Below are 14,211 nucleotides of genomic sequence, written 5' to 3' on the forward strand. Positions count from 1 at the left end.
CGGTGGAGCATCAGGGGGGCCTTTCGCGGATCACCGCAAGCCTGATGGCCGGCGGTGCATTTGCCGCCGCGATGCTGTTCCCGGAAGCGGCCTTCGCGGCCGAGGAACACGCATTGCCCGGCGCTTCGATGTCGCTGTGGTGGGCACTTCCCTTTGCCGGGCTGCTGCTGTCGATTGCCACCGGGCCGCTGCTGTTCCATCACGTCTGGGAGCACCACTACGGCAAGATCGCGGCGCTTTGGGCCGCGTCCGTGGTCGTGCCTTTGGCGCTTGCCTTCGGTCTGTCTTCGGCGACCGAGGCGGTACTGCACGCGCTGCTTACCGAATACATGTCCTTCATCATCCTGCTTTTTGCGCTGTTCACCATTTCGGGCGGCATTCTGGTCGCCGGCAACATCCACGGCACACCGCTGGTCAATGCCGGGCTGCTGCTGGTCGGCGCTCTGCTCGCCTCGGTCATCGGCACGACGGGCGCCTCGATGATCCTGATCCGGCCGGTCATCCGCGCCAACGACAACAGGCCGTTCAATGCCCATGTCGTCGTCTTCTTCATCTTCCTGGTGTCCAATATCGGCGGCTCGCTGACGCCGCTCGGCGATCCGCCGCTGTTCGTCGGCTTCCTGCGTGGCGTCGACTTCTTCTGGACGACCACCAATCTCTATCGGGAAACGCTGTTCGTCGGCGGCCTGGTGCTGGCGGTGTTCCTGGCCATCGACATCATCCTGCACCGGCGCGAGGCAGGGGCGCCGAAGATAAAGGACCCGACACCGGATTCCAGGATACGCATCCGAGGCTTGCCCAACATTCCGCTGCTGGCCGGGGTCATCGGCGCCATCCTGCTGTCGGCGACATGGAAGCCCGGGATCAGCGTCTCCATTCAAGGTGTGACGCTGGAACTGCAGAACCTGGTGCGCGACGCCGTCATCCTGGCGCTCGCCTTCATCTCGCTGGCGGTTTCGCGCAAGGAATACCGCGAGGCGAACGGCTTCAACTGGGGACCGATCGCGGAGGTGGCGAAATTGTTTGCCGGTATCTTCGTCTGCATCGTGCCGGTCATCGCCATTTTGAGAGCCGGCCATGAGGGCGCGCTGGCGCCGCTGGTCGCGCTCGTCACCTCGGCGCAAGGCACGCCCAACGACCTTGCCTATTTCTGGCTGACCGGAGCGCTGTCGTCCTTCCTCGACAATGCGCCGACCTATCTGGTGTTCTTCGAGCTGGCCGGCGGCGATCCACACCACCTCATGACGGAGTTTGCCTCGACGCTTGCGGCGATCTCGGCGGGCGCCGTGTTCATGGGCGCCAACACCTATATCGGCAATGCGCCCAACTTCATGGTCTACGCCATCGCCCGACAGCGTGGCGTCGAGATGCCTGGCTTCTTCGGCTACATGCTGTGGTCCGGTCTGGTGCTGATCCCGACTTTCCTGGTCGCGGGGTTTGTGTTTTTCGGCTGATCAACCGACGCCGACATAGCGCCTGACCGCCGAAGGGTCGGCGCGCAGTTCCTCGACATCGACCGTCTCGCGGTTGCGGCCATTCTCGATGAACGAGACGCGGTCGGCGATCGACAGCACGGCATCGACGCGCTGCTCGACCAGTATGGTCGAGACGCCCATGTCGCGCAGCGTCGATACCGTCTCGCGGATCTTGGCGATCATCGACGGCATCAGACCCTCGGTCGGCTCGTCGAGCAAAAGCACCTGCGGCTCGAGGCAGAGCGCCCGCGCCATCGCCAGCATCTGCTGCTCGCCGCCCGACAAGGTGCCTGAACGTTGCCGCAGCCGCTGGCGCAGCAGTGGGAAGAGGTCGAGCACGTTCTCACGCGTCGCCTTGCCCTTGCCGCGCGCCATCAGCCCGATCTCGATGTTTTCCGCCACCGTCATCTCGGCGAACAGCCTCCTGCCCTGCGGTACATAGGCGACGCCGGCCTTCGGCACTTCGTGCGCCGGCAGGCCGGTCAGTTCCTGGCCGGCGAGCTTGATCGAGCCGGCGCTCGAAGGAAGCAGGCCCATGATCGCCTTCAGCGTCGTCGTCTTGCCGGCGCCGTTGCGGCCGAACAGGCACAGCACCTCGCCCTTGTTCAGCATGAGGTCGAGGCGGTAGAGCACCTGGACCTGGCCGTAGAAGCAGTCCAGTCCCGCGATCACCAGCGCTTCAGACTTTGTCTTCGCCTTGTTCGTTTCGGTCATGGGGCGCTCCCCAGATAGGCCTCCTGTACCGCTGCGTTCGCGCGGATCGCTTCCGGCGTGCCTTCGGCAAGGATCCTGCCGGCATTGAAGACGGTGATGCGATCGGCGAGCTGCATGACGACGGGCATGTTGTGTTCGATCAGCAGCACCGTGGCGTCCCTGGCGATCTCGCGCACCAGGGTGATGAAATTGTCGATCTCAGAGTCGGCCAGGCCTTGCGTCGGCTCGTCGAGGATCAGCAGACGCGGCTTCAACGCCAGCCCCATCGCCACTTCCAGCAGGCGCTGGTGGCCATAGGACAATTGCCCGGCCGGCATATGGGCGCGGTCGGCCAGGCCGGTGCGTTCGAGCGCCGCCATGACGGCGGCCTGTATCGCGCTCTTGGAAGGGCCATGCCGAAGCGTCAGTTGCGCGGGCAGCGCGACGTTGGCGTAAACGGACAGGTTGGCATAGACGCTGGTGATCTGGAACGTGTAGGCGATGCCCATGCGGACGCGGGCATAGGCAGGCAGGCCCGTAATATCGGCGCCGTCGAAGACGATCGTGCCGGAAGAGGGCTGGATGCGGCCGCTGACCAGGCTGACGAAGGTGGTCTTCCCCGCTCCGTTGGGGCCTATGACGGCGCGGATCTCGCCCGGCATCAAGGTGAAGTCGACGCCATCGACGGCGCGCAAGCCGCCGAAATCGCGCGACAGGCCCTTGGTGATCAAAAGCGGCGTCATGGCAGCCACCCAAGCCAGCGTTGGCGAATGCTGCCGAGAATGCCTTTGGGGAAGAACAGCACCAGCAGGATGAGCGCGATGCCGACGATCAGCAGATAGGCCGAGGTGTAGCCGCTGCTGAGGTCGATGACATAGTACATGAACAGCGTGCCGATCAGCGGCCCGAGCGTCGTGGCGGCACCGCCAAGAAGCACCCACAGCAGCGGCAGGATCGAATACTGCACTGAGGCGAAGCTCGAGCCCACATAGCCGAACAGCAGCGTGTAGGCTGCGCCTGAGGCGGCACAGATGGTGCCGGAGACGACGACGGCGGCAAGCTTGTTGGAGAAGGTGTCGTAGCCCAGCATCTTCGTCCGCTCTTCGTTCTCGCGGATGGCGATCAGCACGCGGCCATGTCGGGAGCGGACGATGCCCAGCGTGATCAGAAGCACAAGTGAAAACAGCGCCAGCGCTGTCATGTAGCGCACGGTCGGGTTGGTGAGGTCAAGCGCGGTCGCGCCGAATGTGAGGACACGCGCCGGCTGCGGCACGACCATGCCCTGGTCGCCGCCGGTCCATGAAGAGAAATAGAGGATGACGAGATAAAACACCTGCGCGAACATCATGGTGACGATCATGAAGGCGACGCCCGTGGTGCGCAGTGCAAGGAGGCCGATCACCAGCGCCAGCACCGCACCACAGGCAATCCCGCTGAGGAAGGCCAGCGGCACGCTCCAGCCGAGCTGGATGACAGCAAGGCCGGCGCCGTAGAGCCCGGCGCCGAAGAACATGGCATGGCCGAGGCTGAGCAGGCCGACATAGCCGAACAGCATGTTGTAGCCCATGGCGAACACCGCCAGCACCATGATGCGGGCGAGAAGGCCATGATAGTACTCAGGCAGCACGAAGCTCAGCAGGAAGAGCAGCGCGATGACGCCGAGATGCAGCGCATAGGCCTTTGCCGGCGAAGCTTCGCTCATCGCGATGCCGTCCCGAACAGGCCTTGCGGCCGGAACACCAGCACCATGGCGACCAGCAGCGTGGCGATGATCTTGGCCAGGGTCGGCGAGAAGAACATCGAGATGATGCCATCGGACAGGCCGATCAACACGGCGGCGACGACGGTGCCGCGCAGCGAGCCGAGGCCGCCGATGATGACGACGATGAAGGAAAGCAGCAGCGGGTCTTGTCCCATCAGATAATGCGCCTGGCTGATCGGCACGATCAGCACCGCGGCGATCGCCGCCAGCATGGCGCCGAGCGCAAAGACGCCGCCGTAGACGCGGTCGACCGGGATGCCGAAAGCCTGCGCCGTCTCGCTGTCATACTGGGTGGCGCGCATGATGAGGCCGATCCTGGTGCGTGTCAGCACCAGCCATGTGGCGATCAGGAGAAGCGCGGAAGCCGCGATGATGGACAGTTTGTAGCCGGAGTAGCCGAACCACGGCAAAAGGATGCGGTAGCTGAACGGCGGCTCCACTGGCCGCGCCTCCGGACCATAGAAGGTCAGCGCCAGCTGCTGGATGATGTAGAGCATGCCGATCGTGGCGACGATTGTGGCTTCCGGATTGTAGTTGAGCCGGCGCAGCACCAACCGTTCGGCGACCAGCGCGATGGCGCCGACGATCAGCGGCGCTATCACCAGTGCCGCCAGGAAACCCAACGCCGGATGACCCGATATCGCCGTCGAGATCGCCCAGGCAAGCACCGCGCCCAGCATGAAGAACTCGCCATGCGCGACATTGACCACCCGCATCACGCCGAACACCAGCGACAGCCCAAGCGCCGTCAGCGCCAGCACGGCGGAGGTGACGAGGCCTTCGAGGGCGGCAAGGAGGAGATGGGGTCCGAAGTGCATTCAGGGCGCCCTTAACCCCCCTTGTGGGGAGGGTGACCGCGAGGCGGTCGGGTGGGGGGTGGGGCACGGGCCGTCGCGACCCCCACCCCGTCTCTTAGGCCTCGCAAAAACGCGAACCCAATTCGCCGACCCTCCCCACAAGGGGAGGGCAAGGCGCCTCACAGCGCCTGCGTCGTATAGTCCCCTTCGGCCTCGTAAAGCCCGTCCTCGATCTTGGTCTTGTGCACGACCTTCAGCTTGCCGCCTTCGACCTTGGAGATGTTCTGGATGCCAAAACACTGGTGGATCTTGCCGTTGAAGGTTTTCGGCCCCTGCGGATGCTCCGGGCCTTCGGCGAAGGCTGTCAGCGCCTCGGTCGCCTCGACCAGCTTGGCGCGGTCTTCCGGACCCTTGTAGCCGGCATCTTCCATCGCCTTCTTGACGACGTAGAGTGTCTCCCAGCAGCCGAACATGTGCGCGGCGGTGGAGACGTCCTTGGGGTCGCCGACGGCGGCGCCATTGTCGTCGATGCCGACGGCGGCGCGATAGGCTTTCTGCGCCTCGGTATCATCAGCCTGGGCATAACGCGGCGAGCCTTCCCAGAAATGGCTGCCGTCGAGGAATTCCAGCCCCGGGCTGTTGATGTCGACGGCCTCGAGCGAATCGATGAAGCCGAACAGTTGCGGCCGGTTGGAGCCGTAGAACTCGCCGAGTTCCTTGACGAAGGTGAGCACCGCGGGACCGACCATCACGTGGTAGATCACCTCGGTCTCGGCCGGGATCTGCGGGAAATACTTGGTGAAGGACGATTCCGTCGGCGGGATCGCGATCTGCGCGATGACATCGGCGCCCTGCGCCTTCAGCGCCGGCGGCAGATAGTCGCGATGATCGTAGCCGAAAGCGAAATCGGGGAAGATCTGCGTCACCTTCTTGCCGGCATTGGCCGCGATCCACGGCGCCATCGACTGGATCTGGCTTTTCACGTCGGTGATGCCGGGCTGGAAGACGTAGCGGTTGAGCTTGGTCGAGGCCACGTGGTGGCCTTCGCTGACGACGAAATAGGGCATCTTGGCCTCGCCGGCTGCGGGCGCCGAGCCGATGACGACGTGCGAAAACAGTGTGCCGAAAACGATGTCGGTCTTGTGCTGGGTGGCGAATTTGCCAACCACCTCGGCGCCGCGGCCGGGATCTGTGCCGTCATCCTCGATGATGACCTCGACCTGACGGCCATTGATGCCGCCGGCGGCGTTGATCGCCTTGACCGCGGCGGCGGTGGTCTTCTCGTACCAGCGGCCATAGGCGGCACCGATGCCGGTCCGGTGCGACTGGAAGCCGATCTTGATCGGCGCCGAACTCTGCGCCTGGGAATAGCGGACGAAGCCGGGCGCCATGGCGAGGCCGGCGCCCGCTGCCAGGCCCTTCAGCGCCGTGCGGCGGGTGAGACCGGTTTTCGGGAAGTTGAAGGTCTTGCTCTTGTCCATATGCCGTTCCCCTTGTTCAGCGTTAGGAGCGCAAAGTCCGCTCATGTCCGGAAGTCGAAAAATTGCATGTGTACAAACTAAATCACCAAAGTCCGGACACGGCAATGCTGGTTCCCTAAGGGAATCCCGGTTTATTTTCCAGCGCAAATGCCTCAGCCGACCGTCGGCGTGGCGAGCAGCCAGAGACCGAAGACCGTGTAGGCGATCATCAGCAGGGTGAGCGGAAACTGGCTGAACGCGGCGCGGGCGGGCTGCGGATGCAGGCGCCAGGCGAAGCCGTGGGCGACGAGGACGGCGAGCACATGGCCAAGGATGATGGCACCGGCCTGGATGTTCCACAACCACCAGGCCGACGCCGCGCCGGCGACGATGCCGGCCTCGACCTGCATGTCGGCGGTGCCGAACAGGTTCCAGCCGAGCGCGAACGGGTCGGACAGGGCGGCTAGCGCATACTGGCCGTCGACCAGCAGCGCCGTCAGATAGTGCGCGACATGATAGGCGAGCGCGATCGGCACGATCGACCAGACCAGCAGCCCGGCTGCCTGGGTGAGCGGCGGTCCACTGCCGGCAAGACGTTGGCCGAGCACGACGGCCAAAAGGAACACCGCCGCCAGCAGGACGAATGTCAGCACGAGACCGAGACTGCCGCTGCCGATCACCGCCGTGCGGCCTGGGAATTCGAGCGGATTGACGCCGAACAGGCCAAGCCAGAAGAAGGTCTTCGACAGGCCGTCGAAGGAGACCGAGGACAGGGTCAGCAGCAGGAAGGCGATGCCGCTGGGCGGTAACGGCTCCGCCGCCAGCAGCTTGGCGCCTGGCCAGCACAGCGCAAGCCGGCCCTTCTCGTCGCGCTCGACAGGCGCGAAACGCGCCACCATGGAGAAGAAGATGGTCAGGAACTCACCGCTGCGGCTCCAGGCGCGATAGCCGAACATCAGCATGGCCAGGAAAGAGAACAGCCAGTAGATGCCGGCGGCAAGGGCAAGCCTCGCCGGGTCGTCGGGCGCCGGATCGATGAGTTCGAACCAGGCAAAGGCGAAGAACAGGATGACGGCCGGCCAGCAGCCGATCCACCGGGGAAGACGCCACGGCCCCTCATCGCTTGCGCCGCGCAGGCGCGAGGCGAGGCGCCACGGCCCGACCCAAGGGTTGAGCCATGACCAGATGTCGCCGACAGCGCCTTGCAGCAGCGTGAGGCCGGCCCACAACAGCGTCCAGATCACCAGCGGCAATGGATTGGAGAGCGGGTCGCGGCTGCCGAAAAGGCCGGCGGCGATGAGAGTTGCAAAGCCGGCAAAGGATATCAGGCTGAGGGACGTGCGGGCGGTATCGCCGAAGGTCAAAAGCGGCAGTCGCTGGCGCCAGAAACGATCGATGAAAGCCGCCGGCAGCAGCGCCAGCACGAGGAAGCTGACGGCCACGGCGAACGCGCCGCCGACAAGGTAGTAGCCGGTCGGGAGGAGCAGGACGTGGCCTCGGTCGGAGGCGTGGGCGAAGGCGCGAGTGGGGAGGAGGGCTAGCAGTGCGACGGCGAAAGCGAATCCGTGAAGACGGCGCTCTACGGCGCTCCCCTCTGTCCTGCCAGATATTTCCCCCTCGAGGGGGGAGATCATGCTGCCATTTTCGGACGGGAGCCTCTGCCGCCGACGACTGGCGCCTGTTCGGATAACTTGGCACCCTTCCTCTCCCCCGTCGATCGGGGGAGAGGTGTCGAGCGTAGCTCGACGGAGTGGGGGTCGACCCTGGCGCGGGTCGAGCGTGGTCCTCTTTCTTATGTCCGTTGTGGCGGTTGCCAAGTGGTTCCCCCACTCCGTCGCCGCTTCGCGGCGCCACCTCTCCCCCCTCCGGAGGGAGAGGAAAGGAGCCTCTGTCGGCAGGACAGAAGGGGGCGTGAAGGAACTCGAACTATCCATGAGTCCGATCTTGGCTCACACCTTGACCAGTTGCTCCACGCGGTCCTTCTCGCCGAAAATCCTGAGATAGCGCTGGATTTCCTTCTCGTCGCCGGTCGCCTTGGCTGGATTGTCGGAAAGTTTCACCGCCGGCCGGCCATTGGCTTCGGTGACCTTGCAGACCAGCGATATGGCATCCAGGCTGTTGGTTTCCGTCGGCGCGCAGCCCTCGAAATCATTGGTGAGGTTGGTGCCCCAGCCGAAGGACATGCGCACCTTGCCCTCGAAGTGGCGGTAGGTCTCCTCGATGGTTTCCACCTCCAGGCCGTCGGAGAAGATCAGCAGTTTCTGCTTGGGATCCTTGCCCTTCTCGCGCCACCAGGAAAGGATTTTTTCGCCGCCCTCGATCGGCGGGGCGCTGTCGGGGCGAAAACCGGTCCAGTCGGCCACCCAGTCCGGCGCGTCGCGCAGGAAGGAGGCGGTGCCGAAAGCGTCGGGCAGCACGATCAGCAGATTGCCGCCATAGTAGCGCTGCCAGTCCTGCAGCACCTTGTACGGGGACTGTTTCAGCTCCTTCTCCGAATTGGCAAGCGCCGCGAACACCATAGGCAATTCGTGTGCGTTGGTGCCGAGCGCTTCGAGGTCGTTGTCCATCGCAAGCAGCACGTTGGAGGTGCCGGTGAAGGCCTCGCCGATACCTTCCTTGAGCGCTTCGACACACCAGCGCTGCCACAGGAAGGAGTGCCGCCGGCGCGTGCCGAAGTCGGAAATGCGGATGCTGGGCAGCGCCTTCAGGCGCTCGGTCTTGGCCCACATCTTGGCCTTGGCGCGGGCATAGAGCACATCGAGCGCGAAGGGCCCGAAGGCCCGCATCGCCGCGCGGGATCGCAGTTCGTTGATGATGGCGAGCGCCGGGATTTCCCACAGCGTGGTGTACATCCACGGGCCGCTGAAGGAGAGCTCATACTGCCCGTCACGCTTGGACAGTTCGTAGTCGGGCAACCGGAAACCTTCCAGCCAGGCGAGGAATTCCGGCTCGAAGATCTGCTTGCGGCCGTAGAAATTGTTGCCGCCCAGCCAGATCATCTCCTTCTTGGAGAAGCGCAAGGTGCGGGCATGATCGAGTTGTTCGCGCAACTCGCCTTCATCGATATCGTCGGCCAGCCGCACCGAAGTGGTGCGGTTGATCAGCGAGAAGGTGGCCTCGACCTTGGGGTACATCCCCCAGATCATCTGCAGCATCAGAAGCTTGTAGAAATCCGTGTCGAGCAGACTGCGCACGATCGGATCGAGCTTCCAGGTGTGGTTGTAGACGCGCCGCGCAATATCGGTCTTAGCCATGTTTCAACGCCGCCTTCGCTGCCTGCCATCCACAACCGCGAGAGGCCTCATAGCATCGAATTGACCAAAACGCTGCTCGCTTTCAGGCTGGCCCGACAAAAAGAACGGCCTGCATGCGGCGAGGCGCGGTTTGCCGTCAGCTTGCCGATTTGCCACCCATCACCTTGAGTGCCGGGCGTTTGCGGCGGGTGACGAGGCGGCCGGCGACCGGAGCATCGGCGCGGCCGTCATCCCCGGCCTTCTCGGCGAACAGCCAGTCGATGAACACCTGCACGATCGGCGCCGTCCGCATTTCGTTGCGGCAGACGATGTAGAATTCATCGACCGCCGGCACCGACAGGCTGAACGGCGCGATCAGCATGCCCCTGGCCAGCAGCGCGCTTGCCGTCACGGAATCGCCCAGCGCCACGCCATGGCCGTGCACCGCGGCCTCGGTCGCCATGCGGGCATCGCCAAGATGATGGCGGCGGCCGCGCTCGAGGTCCAGCGCATCGGCGGCCGCCAGCCAGGTGTGCCATTCGCGGCCGTCGTCGCCATGCAGGAAGACATGGTCGGCAAGATCCCTGACGCCGCGGATCGGGCGGTTGTTGATCAAGGTCGGGCTCACCACGGGAAACAGTTCCAGCCCCGACCATTTGCGCATCCAGCAATCGGCCCAGCCGCCATTGCCATAGTGGACGCAGACATCGATATGCGGCGCCCTTATATCCCTGGGATCATTGGAGGGAATGAGCGTCAGCTGGATGTCTGGATATTGCGCGGTGAAGCTGCCGAGCCTCGGCGTCATCCACAAAAGCAGCAATGCCGGTACGCAGGACACCGAAAGCGCGCCGCTGCTGGCTGGGCGCGTCAGCCGCTGCGTGGCGGCGGCGATGCCGTCGAAGGCGGTCGATACAGCCGGCAGAAGCTCGGCGCCATGCGGCGTCAGCTTGACCCGCTGGCCGACACGCTCGAACAGCTTGACCCCGAGCGACTGCTCCAGCGCCTTGATCTGGTGGCTGATGGCGCCATGCGTGACGTTCAGCTCACTCGCCGCCTTGGTCAGCGAGCCAAGGCGCGCCGTCGCCTCGAAGGCGCGCAGCGGGTTCAGGGGCGGCAGGCGTTTGGCCATCATGGACTCGACAGTTTGTGAGATTTTCTCACAGAAAACACCCTAACAATATCAATTGATTTTTCAATGCGGCTGCCGGACACTTCGGCCCTGAACAACTTCAAGACCTGAAATCTGCAGGCAGCCAGCGGGACAAGCGACCCGGCCGGACGACGGTCAATTCGCCTGGGATCGCCACTGGTCAAGCTGCACCAATCGAGGAGGAACCGATATGGGCTACGATCGCGGCAAGCTTGACGCGCTGCGTCGCAAATATGGCGAGAGCCATGGCGGCGAGATGTTCGACCCCAAGTTCCGCAAGGTCGCCGACAAGATCTTCTCCAAGAGCGGCACCAGGCTGGCGCCCTATTCCGGCATCCCGACCTTCCTCGCCGCGCCCTACCGCGAAATCGCCGCGGAGAACCCGGATTTCGGCGACCTGCAGGTGGCCATGATCGGCGTGCCGATGGACCTCGGCGTCACCAACCGGCCGGGCTCGCGCTTCGGGCCGAGGGCGCTGCGCGCCATCGAGCGCATCGGCCCCTACAACCACGTGCTGGAATGCGCCCCCACGCATGAGCTGAGGGTGGCCGACATCGGCGACACGCCATTCCGCAGCCGCTACCGGCTGGAGATCAGCCATGAGGATATCGAGCGCCGCACCAACCAGATCGTCGATGCCGGCGTCATTCCGCTGTCGGTCGGCGGCGACCATTCGATCAGCCATCCGATCCTCAAGGCTGTCGGCAAGAAGGCGCCGGTCGGCCTGATCCATATCGACGCCCATTGCGACACCAGTGGCCTGTTCGACATGACCAAGTTCCACCACGGCGGCCCGTTCCGCAACGCGGTGCTCGACGGCGTGCTTGATCCGACGCGCACCATCCAGATCGGCATCCGCGGCTCGGCCGAATATCTGTGGGAGTTCACCTACGAGTCCGGCATGACCGTGGTGCACGCCGAGGAGGTGACCGGGCTCGGTATCCCCGCCATCATCGAAAAGGCGCGCAAGATCGTCGGCGACGGCCCGACCTATGTGTCGTTCGACATCGACAGCGTCGATCCGGCCTTCGCGCCCGGCACCGGCACGCCGGAAGTCGGTGGGCTGACGACGCGCGAGGTGCTCGAGCTGCTGCGCGGCCTCAAAGGCCTCAACATCGTCGGCGGCGACGTCGTCGAGGTGGCGCCGCAATATGACGCCACCACCAACACCGCGCATGCCGGCGCCCAGGTGCTGTTCGAGATTCTGAGCCTGATGGTGTTCAGCCCGGCCATCACCGGCAAGGGGGCCTGACGGACTTCACGAAAAGGCGGCCGCCGCGCTGGAGCCGGCGGCTGACCCAACAATCAAAAAAGCTTCCAGAAGGGGAATGACAATGACAATCCACTCGACACTGAAATCATCCATCGCCGCCGCCCTGATGCTGGGTGCGGCCGGTCTTGGCTTTGTTACGCAGGCGGCCAATGCCGACGCGCTGGCCGATATCACCAAGGCCGGCACCATCAATGTCGGCGTCTTCGCGGATTTCCCGCCCTTCTCCTCGGCCAGCGCCGATATGAGCCTCAAGGGCTATGACATGGATGTGGCTCAATACATCGCCGACACGCTCAAGGTGAAGCTCAATCCGGTCGCTGTCACCGGCCAGAACCGCATCCCCTATCTGAACGACCATCGCGTCGACATCCTGATGAGCGTCGGCTACTCGAAGGAGCGCGAGCAGGTCATCGATTTCGCCGCCGCCTACGCGCCCTATTACATCGCGGTGATCGGTCCGGCGGCAATGTCGGTCAAGGGCAAGGAAGACCTTGCCGGCAAGTCGATCGCCGTCAATCGCGGCACGCTCGAGGACACTTCGCTCACCGAGGCCGCGCCCGCCTCGGCCGACATCAAGCGCTTCGACAACTACAATTCGGTGATCCAGGCCTTCATCTCGGGCCAGACCCAGCTGATGGTCGTCGGCAACGATGTCGGCGCGCAGGTGCTGGCCAAGCAGGATGCGCTGAAGCCGGAGCAGAAGTTCCAGCTCCTGACCTCGCCTTCGCATATCGGTCTCAACAAGAATGAGGACGGGTTGAAGAAGGCGGTCAACGACGCCATCGCCAAGATGCTGGCCGACGGCAAGCTGGACGAAAGCTCGAAGGCCTGGCTGAAGACGCCGCTCAATCCCGACAACCTCAAGGATTGAGTTCCCATGGCCTTCGGCTGGCTTCCAGGTGCCGTGGGCGACATCGCGCACGGCGCGGCCACGACGATCCTGCTGATCGCCGTGACCACGCTGGCGGGAACGCTGCTCAGCATCCTGGGCGCCGCCGGACGGCGAAACGGCCCCGCGCTGCTTCGCCGGGCCATCGCCTGGTACGTCGAGGTGATGCGCAACACACCGTTCCTGGTGCAGCTGTTCTTCATTTTCTTCGGGCTGCCGAGTCTCGGGATCCGGCTCGACCCGATCCTGGCTGCCATGCTGGCGATGACGCTCAACATGGCGGCCTACACGATCGAGATCGTCGGCGCCGGACTTGATGCGGTGCCGCTCGGGCAGACGGAAGCAGCGCTGGCCCTGGGGCTCAGGCCCCGTCAGGTGTTCATCAAGATCGTGCTGCCGCAGGCACTCAAGGTGATCTATCCGGCACTCACCAGCCAGATCGTCATCATGATGCTGGAGTCGGCCGTGGTGTCGCAGATCGCGGTGCGCGAGCTGACCTACGAGGCCGACATGCTGCAGGCTCGGACCTTCCGGTCCTTCGAGACCTATTTCGTCGTGACATTGGTCTATCTCGCTTTGTCCATGGCCTTGCGCCGGCTCCTGGTCACCGGCGGGCGCCGCGCTCTCGGGGCTGGCGTGTCATGATCGAGTTCACCTTCTGGGACATCGTGCGCAATCTTCTGCTGGCCGCACGCTGGACGGTGCTGCTGTCGTTGGCCGCCTTCGTTGGCGGCGCGCTGGTCGGAATGGTCGTGCTGTTCTTCAGGATATCCAAGAACACATGGAGCCGGCGCCTCGCTTCCGGCTACATCGCCCTTTTCCAGGGAACGCCGCTCCTGATGCAACTGTTCCTGATGTTCTTCGGCCTGCCGATGCTCGGCCTGCGCATCGAGCCATGGACCGCGGCGGTGCTCGGCCTCACCTTCTTCGCCAGCGCCTATCTGGCCGAGATCTGGCGTTCGGGGGTGGACGCGCTGCCCTTGGGCCAATGGGACGCCGGCGCCAGCCTCGGCCTGCACTATCTGCAGGAACTCAGGCTGATCATCCTGCCGCAAGCCTTCTCGATCACCCGCGCCCCGACGGTCGGTTTCCTGGTGCAGCTGATCAAGTCGACGGCACTGACCTCGATCATCGGCTTCGAGGAACTGGTGCGGACCTCGAACGCCATCAACAACGCCACTTTCGAACCGTTCAAGGTCTATGGCCTGGTGGCGCTGATCTTCTTCGCCATGTGCTTTCCGCTGACGCAATATGCCCGATCGCTCGAAAAGCGGGCGGCTCATTGAGTGGAGAGCATGCTGTGTTGGCGAACATCGGCGGAGACTAAAAAACTATAGGAGGCGCTCGAATGCCTGTTGGGGTCATTGGATGACGTTGGGTGCGTCAACTTTGGGGTCGCAAGCGGACGGTCCGCTTTGAGGTTCGGAATGTCAAAAGCGGACATTCGGCGCCCGTACGCATTGGCTTGAATTGGAG

The 14,211-nt window shown here is 64.1% G+C and carries 13 protein-coding genes; 5 read left to right on the forward strand and 8 right to left on the reverse strand.

Going from position 1 to position 14,211, the window contains the following annotated elements; genetic code table 11:
* Nucleotides 1-44: 44 nt before the first annotated feature.
* Nucleotides 45-1,454, forward strand: coding sequence for a sodium:proton antiporter (locus AC07SZ_RS12655; RefSeq protein WP_494914465.1), 1,410 nt, complete (start codon nucleotides 45-47; stop codon nucleotides 1,452-1,454).
* On the opposite strand, the gene AC07SZ_RS12660 is transcribed toward AC07SZ_RS12655, so the two are convergent.
* From AC07SZ_RS12660 to gcvA, 8 genes are all read right to left on the reverse strand, one after another.
* A complete protein-coding gene (locus AC07SZ_RS12660) occupies nucleotides 1,455-2,189 on the reverse strand; it encodes an ABC transporter ATP-binding protein (protein WP_494914468.1) in 735 nt (244 codons plus the stop codon).
* A complete protein-coding gene (locus AC07SZ_RS12665) occupies nucleotides 2,186-2,911 on the reverse strand; it encodes an ABC transporter ATP-binding protein (RefSeq protein WP_065005431.1) in 726 nt (241 codons plus the stop codon). Before AC07SZ_RS12665 ends, AC07SZ_RS12660 begins: the two co-directional genes overlap by 4 nt.
* Nucleotides 2,908-3,870 (reverse strand): branched-chain amino acid ABC transporter permease, encoded by a 963-nt coding sequence (locus AC07SZ_RS12670; RefSeq protein ID WP_494914471.1) that lies wholly within the window; start codon nucleotides 3,868-3,870, stop codon nucleotides 2,908-2,910. The genes AC07SZ_RS12665 and AC07SZ_RS12670 overlap by 4 nt, the downstream gene beginning before the upstream one ends.
* Nucleotides 3,867-4,748 (reverse strand): branched-chain amino acid ABC transporter permease, encoded by an 882-nt coding sequence (locus AC07SZ_RS12675; protein ID WP_322417402.1) that lies wholly within the window; start codon nucleotides 4,746-4,748, stop codon nucleotides 3,867-3,869. Before AC07SZ_RS12675 ends, AC07SZ_RS12670 begins: the two co-directional genes overlap by 4 nt.
* A 158-nt stretch (nucleotides 4,749-4,906) precedes the next feature.
* A complete protein-coding gene (locus AC07SZ_RS12680) occupies nucleotides 4,907-6,208 on the reverse strand; it encodes an ABC transporter substrate-binding protein (RefSeq protein ID WP_056568472.1) in 1,302 nt (433 codons plus the stop codon).
* Nucleotides 6,209-6,360: 152 nt separating this feature from the next.
* On the reverse strand, nucleotides 6,361-7,797 hold the full coding sequence (locus AC07SZ_RS12685) for a hypothetical protein (RefSeq protein WP_172374977.1): 1,437 nt from the start codon (nucleotides 7,795-7,797) through the stop codon (nucleotides 6,361-6,363).
* A 339-nt stretch (nucleotides 7,798-8,136) separates the two neighbouring features.
* Entirely contained in the window at nucleotides 8,137-9,441 is a 1,305-nt protein-coding gene (gene pncB / locus AC07SZ_RS12690; protein WP_056568475.1) for a nicotinate phosphoribosyltransferase, read from the reverse strand.
* 136 nt (nucleotides 9,442-9,577) lie between these two features.
* A complete protein-coding gene (gcvA, locus tag AC07SZ_RS12695) occupies nucleotides 9,578-10,552 on the reverse strand; it encodes a transcriptional regulator GcvA (protein ID WP_056570261.1) in 975 nt (324 codons plus the stop codon).
* Between the two features lie 211 nt (nucleotides 10,553-10,763).
* Here gcvA and speB point away from each other — a divergent pair, with 211 nt between their 5' ends.
* From speB to AC07SZ_RS12715, 4 genes are all read left to right on the forward strand, one after another.
* Entirely contained in the window at nucleotides 10,764-11,825 is a 1,062-nt protein-coding gene (speB, locus tag AC07SZ_RS12700; protein ID WP_172347542.1) for an agmatinase, read from the forward strand.
* An 82-nt stretch (nucleotides 11,826-11,907) separates the two neighbouring features.
* Nucleotides 11,908-12,717 (forward strand): transporter substrate-binding domain-containing protein, encoded by an 810-nt coding sequence (locus tag AC07SZ_RS12705; RefSeq protein ID WP_056570265.1) that lies wholly within the window; start codon nucleotides 11,908-11,910, stop codon nucleotides 12,715-12,717.
* A gap of 6 nt (nucleotides 12,718-12,723) precedes the next feature.
* Complete coding sequence (locus AC07SZ_RS12710; protein WP_056568479.1) at nucleotides 12,724-13,380, forward strand: amino acid ABC transporter permease; 657 nt, start codon at nucleotides 12,724-12,726, stop codon at nucleotides 13,378-13,380.
* Nucleotides 13,377-14,021 (forward strand): amino acid ABC transporter permease, encoded by a 645-nt coding sequence (locus tag AC07SZ_RS12715; RefSeq protein WP_494914475.1) that lies wholly within the window; start codon nucleotides 13,377-13,379, stop codon nucleotides 14,019-14,021. Before AC07SZ_RS12710 ends, AC07SZ_RS12715 begins: the two co-directional genes overlap by 4 nt.
* Nucleotides 14,022-14,211 lie beyond the last annotated feature (190 nt).

The sequence above is a fragment of the Mesorhizobium sp. GW821-FHT07A06 genome (assembly GCF_059419085.1).

What these genes read in the sequence shown, in the direction of transcription:
- AC07SZ_RS12655 (WP_494914465.1), top strand. Translation starts at nt 45, where the DNA reads ATGGCCGGCGGTGCATTTGCCGCCGCGATGCTGTTCCCGGAAGCGGCC.
- AC07SZ_RS12660 (WP_494914468.1), bottom strand. Translation starts at nt 2,189, where the DNA reads ATGACCGAAACGAACAAGGCGAAGACAAAGTCTGAAGCGCTGGTGATC.
- AC07SZ_RS12665 (WP_065005431.1), bottom strand. Translation starts at nt 2,911, where the DNA reads ATGACGCCGCTTTTGATCACCAAGGGCCTGTCGCGCGATTTCGGCGGC.
- AC07SZ_RS12670 (WP_494914471.1), bottom strand. Translation starts at nt 3,870, where the DNA reads ATGAGCGAAGCTTCGCCGGCAAAGGCCTATGCGCTGCATCTCGGCGTC.
- AC07SZ_RS12675 (WP_322417402.1), bottom strand. Translation starts at nt 4,748, where the DNA reads ATGCACTTCGGACCCCATCTCCTCCTTGCCGCCCTCGAAGGCCTCGTC.
- AC07SZ_RS12680 (WP_056568472.1), bottom strand. Translation starts at nt 6,208, where the DNA reads ATGGACAAGAGCAAGACCTTCAACTTCCCGAAAACCGGTCTCACCCGC.
- pncB (WP_056568475.1), bottom strand. Translation starts at nt 9,441, where the DNA reads ATGGCTAAGACCGATATTGCGCGGCGCGTCTACAACCACACCTGGAAG.
- gcvA (WP_056570261.1), bottom strand. Translation starts at nt 10,552, where the DNA reads ATGGCCAAACGCCTGCCGCCCCTGAACCCGCTGCGCGCCTTCGAGGCG.
- speB (WP_172347542.1), top strand. Translation starts at nt 10,764, where the DNA reads ATGGGCTACGATCGCGGCAAGCTTGACGCGCTGCGTCGCAAATATGGC.
- AC07SZ_RS12705 (WP_056570265.1), top strand. Translation starts at nt 11,908, where the DNA reads ATGACAATCCACTCGACACTGAAATCATCCATCGCCGCCGCCCTGATG.
- AC07SZ_RS12710 (WP_056568479.1), top strand. Translation starts at nt 12,724, where the DNA reads ATGGCCTTCGGCTGGCTTCCAGGTGCCGTGGGCGACATCGCGCACGGC.
- AC07SZ_RS12715 (WP_494914475.1), top strand. Translation starts at nt 13,377, where the DNA reads ATGATCGAGTTCACCTTCTGGGACATCGTGCGCAATCTTCTGCTGGCC.